16 protein-coding genes are annotated in these 14521 nt (G+C 61.6%); 14 read left to right on the plus strand and 2 right to left on the minus strand.

All coding sequences use genetic code 11. The features are described 5' to 3' along the window. Both Q0J75_RS11300 and Q0J75_RS11305 read right to left on the minus strand, forming a co-directional pair. The coding region (locus tag Q0J75_RS11300) for a BMP family ABC transporter substrate-binding protein (protein WP_297201264.1) at positions 1 to 770 on the minus strand (770 nt) is incomplete at its 3' end. A gap of 181 nt (positions 771 to 951) precedes the next feature. Beyond that, complete coding sequence (locus tag Q0J75_RS11305) at positions 952 to 1524, minus strand: xanthine phosphoribosyltransferase (RefSeq protein ID WP_297201269.1); 573 nt, start codon at positions 1522 to 1524, stop codon at positions 952 to 954. A gap of 249 nt (positions 1525 to 1773) precedes the next feature. Here Q0J75_RS11305 and Q0J75_RS11310 point away from each other — a divergent pair, with 249 nt between their 5' ends. The 14 genes from Q0J75_RS11310 to Q0J75_RS11375 all read left to right on the plus strand — a co-directional run bounded on the left by Q0J75_RS11310 (position 1774) and on the right by Q0J75_RS11375 (position 14145). After that, a complete protein-coding gene (locus Q0J75_RS11310) occupies positions 1774 to 3432 on the plus strand; it encodes an S-layer homology domain-containing protein (RefSeq protein ID WP_297201272.1) in 1659 nt (552 codons plus the stop codon). A gap of 26 nt (positions 3433 to 3458) precedes the next feature. Beyond that, a complete protein-coding gene (locus Q0J75_RS11315) occupies positions 3459 to 4316 on the plus strand; it encodes a YitT family protein (RefSeq protein ID WP_297201277.1) in 858 nt (285 codons plus the stop codon). A 160-nt stretch (positions 4317 to 4476) separates the two neighbouring features. Continuing rightward, a complete protein-coding gene (locus Q0J75_RS11320; protein WP_297201281.1) occupies positions 4477 to 5739 on the plus strand; it encodes a peptidylprolyl isomerase in 1263 nt (420 codons plus the stop codon). Between the two features lie 142 nt (positions 5740 to 5881). Beyond that, positions 5882 to 6562 (plus strand): response regulator transcription factor, encoded by a 681-nt coding sequence (locus Q0J75_RS11325; RefSeq protein WP_297201284.1) that lies wholly within the window; start codon positions 5882 to 5884, stop codon positions 6560 to 6562. Between the two features lie 101 nt (positions 6563 to 6663). After that, entirely contained in the window at positions 6664 to 7473 is an 810-nt protein-coding gene (locus tag Q0J75_RS11330; RefSeq protein WP_297201286.1) for a ParB/RepB/Spo0J family partition protein, read from the plus strand. A gap of 232 nt (positions 7474 to 7705) precedes the next feature. Continuing rightward, positions 7706 to 8491 carry a ParA family protein gene (locus tag Q0J75_RS11335; RefSeq protein ID WP_297201289.1) on the plus strand — a complete coding sequence of 262 codons (786 nt, stop codon included), beginning with the start codon at positions 7706 to 7708 and terminating at the stop codon, positions 8489 to 8491. 2 nt (positions 8492 to 8493) lie between these two features. Next, entirely contained in the window at positions 8494 to 9384 is an 891-nt protein-coding gene (locus Q0J75_RS11340; RefSeq protein WP_297201294.1) for a ParB/RepB/Spo0J family partition protein, read from the plus strand. Then, positions 9381 to 9941, plus strand: coding sequence for a hypothetical protein (locus Q0J75_RS11345; protein ID WP_297201297.1), 561 nt, complete (start codon positions 9381 to 9383; stop codon positions 9939 to 9941). The genes Q0J75_RS11340 and Q0J75_RS11345 overlap by 4 nt, the downstream gene beginning before the upstream one ends. A gap of 74 nt (positions 9942 to 10015) precedes the next feature. Further along, entirely contained in the window at positions 10016 to 11317 is a 1302-nt protein-coding gene (gene serS / locus Q0J75_RS11350) for a serine--tRNA ligase (RefSeq protein ID WP_297201300.1), read from the plus strand. Positions 11318 to 11389: 72 nt separating this feature from the next. Continuing rightward, the gene (mscL, locus tag Q0J75_RS11355) at positions 11390 to 11809 is read left to right on the plus strand and encodes a large-conductance mechanosensitive channel protein MscL (RefSeq protein WP_297201303.1); all 420 of its coding nucleotides are present in this window, start codon (positions 11390 to 11392) and stop codon (positions 11807 to 11809) included. Next, entirely contained in the window at positions 11802 to 12161 is a 360-nt protein-coding gene (locus Q0J75_RS11360) for a hypothetical protein (protein WP_297201305.1), read from the plus strand. Before mscL ends, Q0J75_RS11360 begins: the two co-directional genes overlap by 8 nt. Next, on the plus strand, positions 12158 to 12868 hold the full coding sequence (gene rsmG / locus Q0J75_RS11365) for a 16S rRNA (guanine(527)-N(7))-methyltransferase RsmG (protein ID WP_297201307.1): 711 nt from the start codon (positions 12158 to 12160) through the stop codon (positions 12866 to 12868). The genes Q0J75_RS11360 and rsmG overlap by 4 nt, the downstream gene beginning before the upstream one ends. An 88-nt stretch (positions 12869 to 12956) precedes the next feature. Next, a complete protein-coding gene (gene minD, locus Q0J75_RS11370) occupies positions 12957 to 13697 on the plus strand; it encodes a septum site-determining protein MinD (RefSeq protein ID WP_297201310.1) in 741 nt (246 codons plus the stop codon). A 31-nt stretch (positions 13698 to 13728) separates the two neighbouring features. Further along, positions 13729 to 14145: a methylglyoxal synthase gene (locus Q0J75_RS11375; RefSeq protein ID WP_087187280.1), complete on the plus strand. Its 417-nt coding sequence runs from the start codon at positions 13729 to 13731 to the stop codon at positions 14143 to 14145. The last annotated feature ends 376 nt before the right edge of the window (positions 14146 to 14521 follow it).

The following is a 14521-nucleotide window of genomic DNA, read 5'->3' on the forward strand; positions in this document are numbered from 1 at the left end:
GAGATCATGACGCACCCGGCGTCGCACAGGGCCTGGGCGGCGTTGCCCTCCTCAGAAGCGTCAGACCAGGAGCCCACAAACTGGACCTTCATGGTCACGCTGGGGCACACGCTCTTGGCGCCCAGGTAGTAGGCGGTGAAGCCGGAAATCACCTCGGCGAAGGAGTAGGCGCCCACATAGCCGATGACAGCCTGGTCGGCGGTGATATCGCCGTTGTCGATCATCTCCTGGAGCTTCATACCGGCCACCACACCGGCCAGGTAGCGGCCCTCGTAGATGTTGGCGAAGGCGTTGTGGGTGTTGTCCAGGTCGTCTACGGCGGAGGCCTGGTTGGTGCAGGAGATGAACTCGATCTCGGGATAGTCGGGGGCCACCTTCAGCATGAAGGGCTCAAAGCCGTAGGAGTTGTTGATGATGAGGTCGCAGCCCGCTTCGGCCAGCTCGATGTTGGCGTCCTCACAGGAGGAGTCCTCGCCGATGTTCCACTTGATCTGCCAGTCCACGTTGATGCCCTTGGCGGCCAGCGCCTCGGTGGCGGCCTCCTGGCCCCGGATAAAGTTGTAGGTATAGCCCTGGTCGTTCTCGTCGCCGATGCAGATCAGGCCCACCTTGACGGTCTTGCCCTCACCGGAGGGGGTGTCGCTGTTGCCGGAGGTGTTTTCACCGCCGGAAGGGGTGTTGTTGTTCCCCTGGGCGTCCCCGCCGCAGGCGGCCAGGCTCAGGGTCATAGACCCGGCCAGGAGCAGCGCAAGCAGTTTTCTCTTCTTCATGTTCCGTATTCCTCCTTTAAGATCCAGTATCGCTTCCAACTTTCCTTCAAAACAGCCCGCTTCCTGACGGGCTGGTCTGAACACACAAAAAGACAGGCTTCGCAGGCGGCTATCCAAACCGCCTTGCTTTCCTATATCGCAGGACGGGGGCTTGCCCCCCGTCGTATTTTCGGTCACGTTCTCAGCAGAACTCCACGCCGTTCTCTACACTCATACTCTTGATCTTCGCCAAAGATTCCACCCGGACGCCCATGCCCCGGATCAGGTCGCCGCCGGGCTGGAAGGCCTTCTCCACCGCAATACCGGCCCCCACCAGGGTGGCCCCCGCGTCCCGCACCAGGTTGATAAGCCCCTGGAGGGCGGAGCCGTTGGCCAGGAAATCGTCAATGATGAGCACCCGGTCCTCGGGCAGCAGGAACTGCTTGGCCACAATGATATCGTACACCTTGCCGTGGGTGAAGGACTCCACCTTGGAGGTGTACACATCGCCGGCGATATTCTTGGTCTTGTTCTTCTTGGCAAAGATCACCGGGCAATCAAAAAACTGCGCGGCCACACACGCGATCCCGATCCCCGATGCCTCGATGGTCAAAATCTTGGTAACCCCGCAGTCCTTGTACAAGCGCAAAAATTCCTTGCCCATTTCCTGAAACAGCTTGACGTCCATCTGATGGTTGAGGAAGCTGTCTACCTTCAGCACGCCGCCTTCCCGAATGATGCCGTCGGTGCGGATGCGCTCTTCCAGCAATTTCATATCGCCGTCTCCTTAACAAAAAATTCATATTTATTGTATCGAATTCTGCATCCTACTGCAACTGACCATATTCTATCAAAAAACCGCTGTCCCGTCATCTGTTTTTAGAAATTTTGTCTGATATGACGAGTTGATTTTTCGGCCCGGCCCGTACTGCCCCCCTGGGATTTTCATTGTACTTTTCCCCGTCCTTTGGTAAAATGGGACCGTACCTGACGGAAACGATATGATAAAGGAGGTTCTGCTCCTATGCTCAGACGCCGTATCTGCGCGGCGGCGCTGACCGCTGTTTTGCTGCTGTGCGCGGCTCCCCTGTCCCCGGCGGCCCGGGCCTTTTCCGACACCGGCGGCCACTGGGCCCAGGCCGATATTCAAAAAGCCCAGCAATATGGACTGATGGAGGGCTATCCCGACGGCAACTTCGGGGTGGACGCCGAGATCACCCGGGCGGAATTTGTCACCATCCTGTGCCGGATGTTTGACTGGGACATGCTCTCTCCCGACACTCCCTCTTACATAGACTGCGGCGCCGACGCCTGGTACTACTCCGCCGTGGAGACCGCCCGGGCCCACGATGTACTGGACGAAAACGGCGCGTTCCGTCCTCTGGACTACATCAGCCGGGGGGAGATGGCGGTGATGCTGGTGCGGGCCCTGGGGTATGACACCCTGGCTCAGGACCTGTCCGGCCTGTCCCTGCCCTTTGACGATGTAAAAGAGGATACCGGCTATATGGCCATCGCCTATGACATCGGCATGATCCGGGGGGTGGCCGGTCCCAACGGGCAGCTCAAATTCCTGCCCACCCACTCCGCCACCCGGGCGGAGGCCGCCGCCATGCTGGTGCGGGTATACGATCGCTATCACGCCGGTCTGGACTGGCTCCACGGCTTTTACGCCTTTTCCTCCTACTCCCAGATCAATTTGACCGCCAGTATGGACGCTGTCAGCGTGGGCTGGGCCAAGCTGGAGTATGGCGAGGACGGCCCCGTCCTCAACTCCACCAGCGCCAACGGCAACGATTGGATCAAACCTTCCGACCCCACCCCCGCCACCGACTACTTTGACGGCCACGGGGTTTCCTATAACCTGTGTGTATTCGGCTCCGCCGTGGATTCAGTGACCCTGGCCGACGGCTCCACCACCTCCACCGTGGGGGCCACAGTGAACGATCCCCAGGCCCGGGCGCAGGCCATTTCCGCTCTGGTGGCCGCCGCCGGGGATTACGCCGGGCTGACCATCGACTTTGAGGGACCGAAAGGGGATGACATAAATAAGAATTATGTCACCTTTATGAGAGAGCTGCGGCAGGAACTGCCCGACAGCAAGACCCTGTATGTCTGCGTTCAGCCCGACACCTGGTACACCGGCTTTGACTATCGGGGCCTGGGCGAGGTGTGCGACAAGGTGATCCTGATGGCCCACGACTATCAGTGGACCTCCGTCCCCCAGTCCTATGTGGGTACCGGCAACACCGATTCCCCCGTCACCCCCATCGCCCCGGTATATGAGGCGCTCCACGACATCACCGACCCGGACACCGGCGTGAAGGATGTGAGCAAGGTGGCTCTGGCCATCTCCTTTGGCACGGCGGGCTTCCACATTGACGGGGACGGGCGGCTGCTGGAGACCACCATCTACCATCCGGCCACCGACACGCTCACCGCCCGGCTGAACCAGCCGGATACCGTGGTGACCTACAGCGAAAAATACCGCAATCCCAGCGCCGTTTACACCACCGAGGACGGGAAACTATACCGGGTATGGTATGAAGACGCCCAAAGCGTGACGGACAAGCTCCAGCTGGCCAAGCTGTTCGGCATCACCGGGGCCTCGCTGTGGCGGGTGGGCACCATTCCCGCCGCCACCGGCTATGACGTGTGGAGCGCCATCCGGGCCGCCCGCTGACCCGCTCTAGGAAAGGAGGTACCGCCATGGTACCGGATAAAAAGCGATTCTGGAAAGAATTTTTATGGATGAATCTGGCCACCATCATGCTCTCCATTGGGGTGTATTGCTTCAAATTTCCCAACAACTTTTCCATGGGCGGCGTGTCCGGCCTGTCCGTCCTGCTGGGCAAGGTGCTGCCCATGCTGTCGGCCTCTACCTATAATACCATTATCAATATGCTCTTTCTCATTCTGGGCTTTTTGATGCTGGACAAGGGCTTTGGGTTCCGCACGGTGTATTGCTCGGTGCTGTCGGCGGGGCTCATTCAGGTGTTCTCCTGGGTGTGGCCCCTCACCCACCCCCTCACCGACCAGCTGATGCTGGAGCTCTTCTTTGCCGTCATCCTGCCCGCCCTGGGGGCCGCCATCCTCTTTAATATTGACGCCTCCTCCGGCGGTACCGACATTGCCGCCATGATTTTGAAGAAGTACACCGGCCTGGACGTGGGCACTGCTCTGCTTATCTCCGATGTAGCCATTGCTGCCGCCGCCCTCTTTGTCTTTGACGTTACGGCGGGCCTGTGCTCCCTGCTGGGTCTGGCCCTCAAGTCGGTGCTGGTGGACTCGGCCATTGAGTCCCTCAACCGCCGCAAGGCCTTCTTCGTCATTACCTCCGACCCGGAGCATGTGTGCGACTATGTGACCCACACCCTGGTGCGGGGCGCTACCGTCTGGCAGGCCCAGGGGGCCTACACCCACGACGTCCACCATGTGGTGCTCACCGTGCTGTCCCGGGGACAGGCGGTGGCCCTGCGCCGCCACCTGAAGCAGGTGGACCCCCACGCCTTTATGATCGTGGCCAATTCCAGCGAGATCTTCGGCAAGGGCTTTTTGCGGGCGTAAGGGCCCATCCCAAAAAACCATAGACAGAATCCCCTTTCACCGGGGCGGCGTTTGTGAATTTTCGGTAAACGCCGCCCCGGTTTTCTTGCCTGCGGCTGAGAAAAGGTGTACACTATACCCTGTTTGGCCGGGAATGCCCGGCAGCAAGGAGGAACAAAACATGAATTGGAAAAAACTCTTGTGCGCTGGTCTCAGCGGCGCGCTTCTCACCGGCGCTCTGGCCGGATGCGGCACCACCGATTCTCAGCCCAGCGCCACCCCCGCCGCCGATGACATCGCCTATCAGGCCACCGGCCTGCCCCGGGACACGGTGCTCTTTACCGTGGACGGCCGGGAGGTCACCACCGACCAGTATCTGTACTGGCTGCTGACCAGCATCTCCACCGCCAAGAACGCGGGCTATCTGGCCGACGATTCCGCCTGGGAGGAGGAGATCGAGGGCACCCCCACCGCCGACTACCTCAAGCAGAATGCCCAGGATATCAGCAAGCTGTACGCCGCGGTGGCCAACCACGCCGAAGCGGCGGGGGCCACCGTCACCGAGGAGCAGCGGGCCGAGGCCGAGGAGCAGCTGGAGCAGATGGGCAGTATGTATGAGATGTACTACGGCCTGACCATGCAGGAGTGGCTGGACCAGCAGTGTATCACCCGGGAGAGCTATCTGTCCCTTAACGACGCCTATTATCAGGTGCAGAACCTGCAAAGCTCCATGGAGGAGTCCGGCGAGCTCACCCCCACCGACGAGGATATCCAGAACATGATCGACTCTGAGGGCATCTACAACTGCAAGCACATTCTCATTGCCTTCCCCACCCATGAGGACGGCTCCGCCGCCACCGACGAGGAGAAGGCGGCCACCAAGGAAGAGGCCGACGCCCTCTATGCCCAGATCACCGCCGCCTCCGACCCCATTGCCGCCTTTGACACCGCCATGAACGAGCAGAGCGACGACGGCCGGGACGAGACCACCGGGGAGCTGCTCAAGCCCAACGGCTACACCTTCCTGTCCACCGGCTCTCTGGTAGACGGCACCTCCTCCCTGGTGAGCGAGTTTGTCACCGCCGGTACCGCCCTGGATGTGGGTGAGATCAGCCAGCCTGTGGAGACATCCCGCGGCTATCACATCCTGCTGCGGCAGGACGCCGACAACGAGGATACCCGGGCCGCCTATCCCAACTACGCCATGAACAAGCTGCTGGACCAGTGGGCCGAGGAGGCCAAGGTGGAGACCACCGAGGCCTATGACAAGCTGGACCCCAAGGCCTTCTATGATTTCATGATGAACATGGTGCTGGAGTGGCAGGAGGAGCAGCAGGCCGAGGCTGAGGCCCAGGCTTCCGCCAGCCCCGCCGTGGAGACCGAGAGCCCCGCCCCTGAGACCGAATCCCCCGCGGCGGAGCCCACCGCCTCCCCCGCCGCCTAATTGCATTGCCGTCCCAAGGGACTGCCGCCACCTGCGGCAGTCCCTTTTTCCATAGGGCAAACCGGCCCAGGCCATTTACTTCCGGCGACTTATCCGCTATCATAATAGCATCCAAGGTTTCTTTCAGGAGGTGACAGGGAGCATGGGGGTTGATATCCGGGTCCTGGTGGCGGAGGACGACCCTGCCGCCCGGCGGCTGCTGACGGCGGCCCTTCCCCAGCTGCCCGGGCTGTCCCTGTGCGGCGCCGCCAAGGACGGTCTGGAATGTCTGGCCCTCATTGACCAGCTGCGGCCCGACGCAGTGCTGCTGGATCTGGTGATGCCCGGCATGGATGGGCTGGAGGTGCTGCGGGCCCTGGCCCGGCGGCGGGGGCGTCCGGTGGTAGTGGTCACCTCCCAGGTGTCCCACCAGGGAGTGGTGAAATGCGCCCTGTCGCTGGGGGCCAGCTACTATCTGGTGAAGCCGGTGAACTGCCAGGCCCTCCCCGAGCTGCTGCAATTTCTCTGCCTCACCCCCCTGAAACGGGCGGCCATGGACCTGCTGGACCAGATGGGAGCCGCCGGTCTGGGGATGGAGGCCGCCGCACGGGCCGCTGCGGTGCTCCACGAAAATCCCCACGCTCTGCTGAAGGAGGCCTACGCCCCCACCATCACCGACCAGCGGACCAGCTACGCCAGCGTGGAGAAAAACATCCGGGCCATGGTGGACAAGCTGCAAGCCGGAGCCTCCCCCGCCTATATCTCACTGATGGGCGGACTGCCGCCCCAGCGCCCCAGCAATCTGGTCTTTCTCCGCCATCTGGCCCAGGCTTTGGACCTGTAAGGGAAAATATTTCCCGTTCGACGGGCTTAGGGTTCCTTTGCGAAAAAATGTGGTACTCTATAATCAGATGAACTACTTATGCCGCGAAGGAGGCGCTTTTTATGCCGCTGCTACGTCGAAAGGGATTGTTTGAGAGCAATCGGGTCCAGTTTCTTCCCATCAGCACCATCTCGCCCAATCCGGGCCAGCCCCGGAAATACTTTGCCCAGGACGGGCTGGAGGAGCTGGCGGCCAGCATCCAGGAACACGGGGTGCTCCAGCCGCTGTCGGTGCGCCGGACAAGCACCGGGTACGAGCTGGTGTCGGGCGAGCGAAGGCTCCGGGCCTCCAAGCTGGCAGGGCTGACCGAGGTGCCCTGTATCGTGGTCAACGTGGACGGCCAGGAGTCCTCCCTGCTGGCCCTGGTGGAGAACCTCCAGCGGCGGGACCTTGATTTTGTAGAGGAAGCCGCCGCCCTGTCCTCCCTGATCCAGACCTACCGGCTGTCCCAGGAGGAGGCCGCCCGCCGCATCGGCAAGTCCCAGTCGGCGGTGGCCAACAAGCTGCGGCTGCTGCGGCTGCCCCCCGCCGCGCTGTCGGTGCTTCGGGAGCACGGCTGCACAGAGCGCCATGCCCGGGCCCTGCTGAAGCTGGAGGACCCGGCCCTCCAGGAGGAGGCCGCCCGTCATGTGGCGGAGGAAGGGCTGACAGTGGCCAGCACCGAGCAATATGTGGAGGAGCTGCTCCACCCCGCCGCGCCGGACAAGCCCCCCCGAAAAAAGCCGGCCTTTATCATCAAGGATGTGCGGCTCTTTCTCAACACCGTCACCCGGGGGCTGACCATGATGAAGAGCGCCGGGGTGAACGCCAACTGCAAGCGGCAGGAGACGGACGAGTCCATCCTGCTGACCATCACCATTCCCAAGAGTTGATATCCCTCTCTTTTGGAGTGTTTCATTGTTTCACGTGAAACAGTGAAACACTCTCCTTTTTATCACCTGTTTAACACCTGCCTTGTTTCACGTGAAACATTGCTGTTTTTTCTCTCCCCTCCCCCACCGCTTGCCATGGAACCATCCATTCTTTTTCAATTCCAGTTGAATTGCGTCTGGCAAGAGGATATAATAGAACCCGAACTGTGAAAGAGAAAAAGGCAGGTGCGCTATGGCTAAAACCATTGCAATTGTGAATCAAAAGGGCGGTGTGGGCAAGACGACCACCTGCGTCAACTTGGCCGCCGCTCTGAAAAAGCTGGACCAGCGGGTGCTGGTCTGTGATTTTGACCCTCAGGCCAACACCACCTCCGGCTTCGGCGTGGATAAAACCATCTCCCCCAGTATCTACGATGTGCTCCTCAACGGCACCGAGGTACAAAAGGCGGTGGTGACCACCCCTTATGTAGACGTGATCCCCGCCAATAAATCCCTGGCGGGCGCCACCGTGGAGATGATTACCGCCGACCGACGGGAATATCTGCTGAAAAATGCCCTGGACACGCTGGGCGACAGTTATGACTATGTGTTCATCGACTGCCCCCCTTCCCTGGAGCTGCTCACCCTCAACGCCCTGTGCGCCGCCGACTCGGTGCTGGTGCCGGTGCAGTGTGAGTATTACGCGCTGGAGGGACTGAGCGATCTGCTGTCCACCATCCGCATCGTCAAGCGGTCCCTGAACCCCGGCATCTCTCTGGAGGGCGTTGTGCTCACCATGTACGACGGGCGGACCAACCTGTCCATGCAGGTGGCCGAGGAGGTCAAGCGCCACTTCCCCGGCCAGGTGTACGCCACGGTGATCCCCCGCAATGTGCGCCTGTCCGAGGCTCCCAGTTTCGGCAAGCCGGTGCAGGCCTACGATCCCTATTCCCGGGGGGCCGAGGCCTATACCGCCCTGGCCTCCGAGCTGCTGGAGCAGAACCAGTACGCCATCACCCTGGAAGAAAGGAGCGAATAACTATGGCATTGGAACGCGGCCTGGGCAAAGGCCTGGGTGCGCTGCTGGGAGACGCCGCCCTCCAGTCCCAGGAGGGCGGTTCTCTCTCCCTCCCTATCTCCCAGGTAGAGCCGGGAGTCAAGCAGCCCCGAAAGCGGTTCGACGAGGACTCCCTCCACGATCTGGCCGACTCCATCCGCACCCACGGGGTCATTCAGCCCCTGACCGTGCGGCGGCTGTCCTCCGGCTACTATCAGATCATTGCCGGGGAGCGGCGGTGGCGGGCGGCCAAGCTGGCCGGGCTGCGGGAGATCCCCGCCGTCATTATCGAGGCCGACGACCGGAAGGTCATGGAGCTGGGCCTGATTGAAAACCTACAGCGGGAGGACTTAAACCCCATTGAAGAGGCCAACGGCTACCATGTACTCATCGACGAGTACGGCATGACCCAGGAGGAGGTGGCCAAGCGGGTGGGCAAATCCCGCCCGGCGGTGGCCAACGCCCTGCGGCTGCTGGCCCTGCCCGACGCCGTCCACCAGCTGCTGGAGGAGGGCAAGCTGTCCGCCGGTCACGCCCGGGCCATTCTGTCCGTCCCCAGCGGGGAGCTGCAAAAGAAGCTGGCCCAGAAGGTCATTGCCGAGGACCTGAGCGTCCGGCAGACCGAGGCCCTGGCCAAGCGTCTGGCCGCCGGAGAAAAGGAGCCCCCCTCCCCTTCCCCAGGCCCCGACCTGTCCATCTATCTGCGGGCGGCGGAGAAGGACCTGGCCGCCCGGTTTGGCCGCAAGGTCCACATTGTCAACGGCAAGAAAAAAGGCAAGGTGGAATTGGAATACTATAACCCGGAGGATCTCAACGCCCTGTTGGAGCTGTTGGAGCAGCTGCCCTCCGATGGCAAAGGAGGTGCCGAGCTTTGAGCAATCCCGATCCCGAGAAGCAGGAGCGGGGCCAGCTCCAGCACGCGGCGGAGCATGAAAAGCCCAGCAAGCGCAATCCGGTCCTGTTTTATCTGATGATCCTGTTTGCTGCCGCCTTCCTGCTGCTGCTCATGTCCTTCCTGATGCAGCGCCGGGCCAACCAGGAGGCCATTGATAATTTACAGCAGACCTCCAACTCCGCCTCGGAGTCCCTGGAGAACACCATCCAGCAAAACGAGGCTCTGACCAAGCAGGTGGAGGATTTGCAGACCGCCGCTTCGGAAGACCAGCAGACCATCCGGGACCAGCAGGACCAGCTGGAAGAACTGGGCCAGCAGGTCAACGACCTGACCCGGAGCGCCCAGGCCATGGACTGGTTCTGGCAGATCAACGAGGCCTATGTCCGTGGCCGCTATACCCAGGCCAGAGAGCTGATCGCCGGTATGGGCACCGAGCTGGCCAGCTGCCTGCCCAAGGAAAGCGTGACCGATACCGACCGCTTCTCCCCCTATGACCGGTATCAGGAGATCTGCGCCGCGCTGGGTGTGGAGGGCTGATTCCACGTGAAACAGCGGGACCCACAAGGACCCTCCCCCCTTCCCTATCAAGATAAGAAAGGTTGAAGCACACCATGCTGGATATCAAGTTTGTCCGGGAAAATCCCGACGCCGTCAAAGAGAACATCAAGAAGAAGTTCCAGGAGGCCAAGCTGCCCCTGGTGGACCAGGTCATTGAGCTGGACGCGGAGAACCGCAAGACCATCCAGGAAGCCCAGGACCTGCGCACCGCCCGCAACGCTAAGAGCAAGCAGGTGGGCGTGCTGATGGGCCAGTCCAAGAAGGACCCCTCCAAGCTGGCCGAGGCTGAGGCCCTGAAGGCTGAGGTCAAGGCCGATGCCGACCGGCTGGCCTACCTGGAGGGCCGGGAGACCGAGCTGGCCGAGCAGATCCGCCACATCATGCTCCAGATCCCCAACATCATCGACCCCTCCGTGCCCATCGGCCCCAACGACTCCTGCAACGTGGAGGTCCAGCGGTTCGGCGAGCCGGTGACCCCCGACTTTGAGATTCCCTACCACACCCAGATCATGGAGTCCTTTGACGGCATCGACATGGACGCCGCCGGCCGGGTGTCTGGCAACGGCTTCTATTACCTGATGGGCGATATCGCCCGGCTTCACGAGGCGGTGCTGGCCTACGCCCGGGACTTTATGATTAACAAGGGCTTTACCTTCTGCGTGCCTCCCTTCATGATCCACGGCAACGTGGTGGAGGGCGTCATGAGCCAGACCGAGATGGACGCCATGATGTACAAGATCGAGGGCGAGGACCTCTACCTCATCGGTACCAGCGAGCACTCCATGATCGGCAAGTTCATCGACCAGATCATCCCCGAGGAGAAGCTGCCCCAGACCCTCACCTCCTACTCTCCCTGCTTCCGCAAGGAGAAGGGCGCCCACGGCATCGAGGAGCGGGGCGTCTACCGCATCCACCAGTTTGAAAAGCAGGAGATGGTGGTGGTGTGCAAGCCGGAGGACTCCATGCACTGGTACGAGCAGATGTGGCGCTACTCCGTGGAGCTGTTCCGCTCCCTGGACATTCCCGTCCGTCAGCTGGAGTGCTGCTCCGGCGACCTGGCCGACCTGAAGGTCAAGTCCTGCGACATCGAGGCCTGGTCTCCCCGCCAGCAGAAATACTTTGAGGTATGCTCCTGCTCCAATCTGGGCGACGCCCAGGCCCGCCGCCTGAAGATGCGGGTCAAGGGCGAGCGCGGCACCTACCTGCCCCACACCCTGAACAACACCGTGGTGGCCCCTCCCCGGATGCTCATCGCCTTCCTGGAGAACAACCTCCAGGCCGACGGCTCGGTGAAGATCCCCGAGGTCCTGCGTCCCTATATGGGCGGCAAGGAAGTGCTTACCCCCAAGGCATAATGGAACGGGGGGACGGCCGGCGGCCGCCTCCCCCTCCCCTGTTTGATTCTTACCCCATACAAAGGAGTATCTATGTCCGCAAAAGAGAAAACCAAAGGCTTTCTGGCCGAGTTCCGCAAATTCATCGCCCGGGGCAATGTGATGGACCTGGCGGTGGGCGTCATCATTGGCGGCGCCTTTAAGACCATCGTGGACTCCCTGACCAACGATATCCTCATGCCCTTTGTGGGCCTGTTCATCGGCAAGGATACCTTTGCCTCCCTCACCTTCCAGCTGGGGAACGCCACCATCGCCTTCGGCAGCTTCATTCAGGCGGTGGTCAACTTCCTCATCATGGCCTTCGTTATCTTCTGTCTGGTGAAGGGCGTCAACCGGTTCCACCGGAAAAAGGAGGAGGCCGCCGACACCGCCCCCGCCCAGCCGGTCCTCTCCACCCAGGAGCAGCTGCTCACCGAGATCCGAGACCTGCTGAAGGAGCAAAACCATGAATGACCATCCCGAAACCCATAGGGACCAGGAGGAGCAGAAGTCCTATGTCCCCGCCTCCCCCATCAAGCGCATCATCGCCTGGGTGGGTGTGGTGTACATGGTGTGCCTGGTGTTCCTCAACGTGTATCCCTTCTTCCACCAGGGGGCCTATCTCACCGGGATAGCCCCCCTGTTTGCCTGCCCCGGCATCGCCGGTATGTTCGCCGTCGCCGTCTATCTGCTCCGCAGCCCGGACAGCACTTATGCCCGCAAGGTCTCCATGGGCATTTTGGCGGTCCTGTGCGCCGTGGGCTTCGTGGTCAGTCTGGCCCTGGGTGTTCCCGCCCTGCTGGCCAATTTCGGAGGTGGACAATGAAAGAACGGATCGAAGCGGGTCTGGCCGCTCTGGGCCTGACCCCTCCCCCCCAGGCCGCCGGCCAGCTGGCCCAATACGGCCAAATGCTGCTGGAGCAAAATCAGGTCATGAACCTGACCGCCATCACCGAGCCCGACCAGGTGGTGGACCTGCACTTTCTGGACTGCGCCGCCCTGCTGACCATCGGGGAGGACTTCACCAACAAGACCCTCATTGACGTGGGCACCGGGGCGGGCTTTCCCGGCCTGCCCCTGAAGATCCTGGAGCCCTCCCTCACCGTGACCCTGCTGGACAGTCTGGGCAAGCGGGTGACCTGGTTGGGTACTGTTTGTGAGGCCCTTTCCCTTGACAAAATAGCCTGTCTCCACGCCCGGGGCGAGGAGCAGGCCCATGAGGCGGGCTTCCGGGACAGCTTTGACTATGCAGTGTCCCGGGCGGTGGCCTCTCTGGAAGTGCTCAGTGAGCTGTGTCTGCCCTATGTGAAGGTGGGGGGCAAATTCCTGGCCATGAAGAGCGTGGACAGCGGCGACGAGGTGGACCGGGCGGCCCGGCCCATCGCCAAGCTGGGGGGCCGTCTGCTGCCCCGGGTGGACTATACCATCCCCCACACCGGCGTGACCCACCGGGTGGTGGTGGTGGAAAAAGTGTCCCCCACCCCCCAGGGATATCCCCGCAGGTGGGCAAGAATACAAAAATCGCCCCTATAAGTGAGAATTTGTGCATCTATGACAAAGTTAAGCATTGCGTCTGACCAAGTAATGTGTTATTCTAATCTTGTATGTCGGGAGTGAGCCTATGTCCACAGCAATCGTTATCACCTCAGGCAAGGGGGGCACGGGAAAGACCTCTCTCACCGGCGGCGTCGGCTCCTGTCTGGCCGCCCTGGGGCATCAGGTCCTGTGCATTGATATGGACATCGGCCTGCGTAACCTGGATTTGAATCTGGGGCTCAGCGACCGGGCCCTGATGGATTTTACCGACGTGCTCTGCGGGCGCTGTTCCCTGGAGCGGGCGGCGGTGCCCCATCCGGTGATCCAGGGCCTGAGCCTGCTCACCGCACCCATCAATCTGCCCAAGGAGCCCCTCAGCGAGCACGCCATGCGGGATCTGCTCCGGCAGGCCCGGCAGAAATACGACTATATCCTGATGGACTCCCCCGCCGGACTGGGCGCGGGCTTCCGTCTGGCCTGCTGCGGGGCCGACCGGGGCATCGTGGTGACCACCACCGACGCCTCCGCCCTGCGGGACGCCCAGCGCACCGTCTCCACCCTCCATACCACGCTGCCCCAGCTCCATCTGGTGGTCAACCGCATCCAGCCCAAGCTGCTACGGCGGCTGCACACCACCATTGACGACGCCATGGATACCGCCGGTCTGCCTCTGCTGGGCATCGTGCCGGAGGACCCCCAGGTCATCCTCAGCGGAAACCGGGGAGAGCCGCTGATCCTGTGCGCCAGCCGGGGGGCGGCGGTGGCCTACTTAAACATCGCCAAGCGTCTCACCGGCCAGAAAGTTCCGCTGATGAGGCTGCGTTAAATCCATCTGGGAAAGGAAGAGAAGGAACATTATGAATATCGCGTTGATGAGCCATGATCGAAAGAAAGAGTTGATGGTCCAATTCTGCATTGCTTACTGTGGTATCCTGTCCAAGCACACGATCTGCGCCACCAACACGACAGGCCGTCTGGTGGCGGAAGCCACCGGTCTGCCGGTGCAGCTCTTTCTGTCCCACGAGCACGGCGGCAGCCAGCAGATCGGCGCCCGTATCGCCTATAATGAGATCGACATGGTGCTGTTCTTCTCCGATCCCCAGTCCAGCGACCTGGACGCGGATCTGAAGTACATCACCCGTCTGTGCGACCAGTACAACATCCCCGTGGCCACCAACGTGGCCACCGCCGAGATGCTCATCCACGGCCTGGAGCGGGGCGATCTGGACTGGCGCGATATCATCAACCCCAAGACCAAACCCTTTACCGCATAATTCATCTGCCCCAAATTATGATACCGCAACGACGGAGCAAGTACCGCCCACACCGCCGCACCAGAGAAGGATACCACAGGCTGAGAGTATCCGCGGCAGGCGGACGGGAGACGGCTCCACCAGCGGGCCCGGAGACGGGCGCGGTCCCCTTCCCGCACCAGAAGGTCCGAGGGCGCGGCCCGGCCGCGCCGAACATGGGTGGCACCACGAAAGCTGGCGCTTTCGTCCCGTGACAAGGGACGAAAGCGCCTTTTTGCGGGCTGTATCCCCGGAGATACTCTGCCGCTACCATGATATAACCAATGTTACGATACAAAGGAGCATCACTATGGCCCAGATCAAACCCCGTACCCTCTCCGGTTTTATGGAGCTGCTG

The sequence above is a fragment of the uncultured Flavonifractor sp. genome, from assembly GCF_944385615.1.
In the GTDB taxonomy this organism is placed as follows: Bacteria; Bacillota; Clostridia; order Oscillospirales; family Oscillospiraceae; genus Flavonifractor.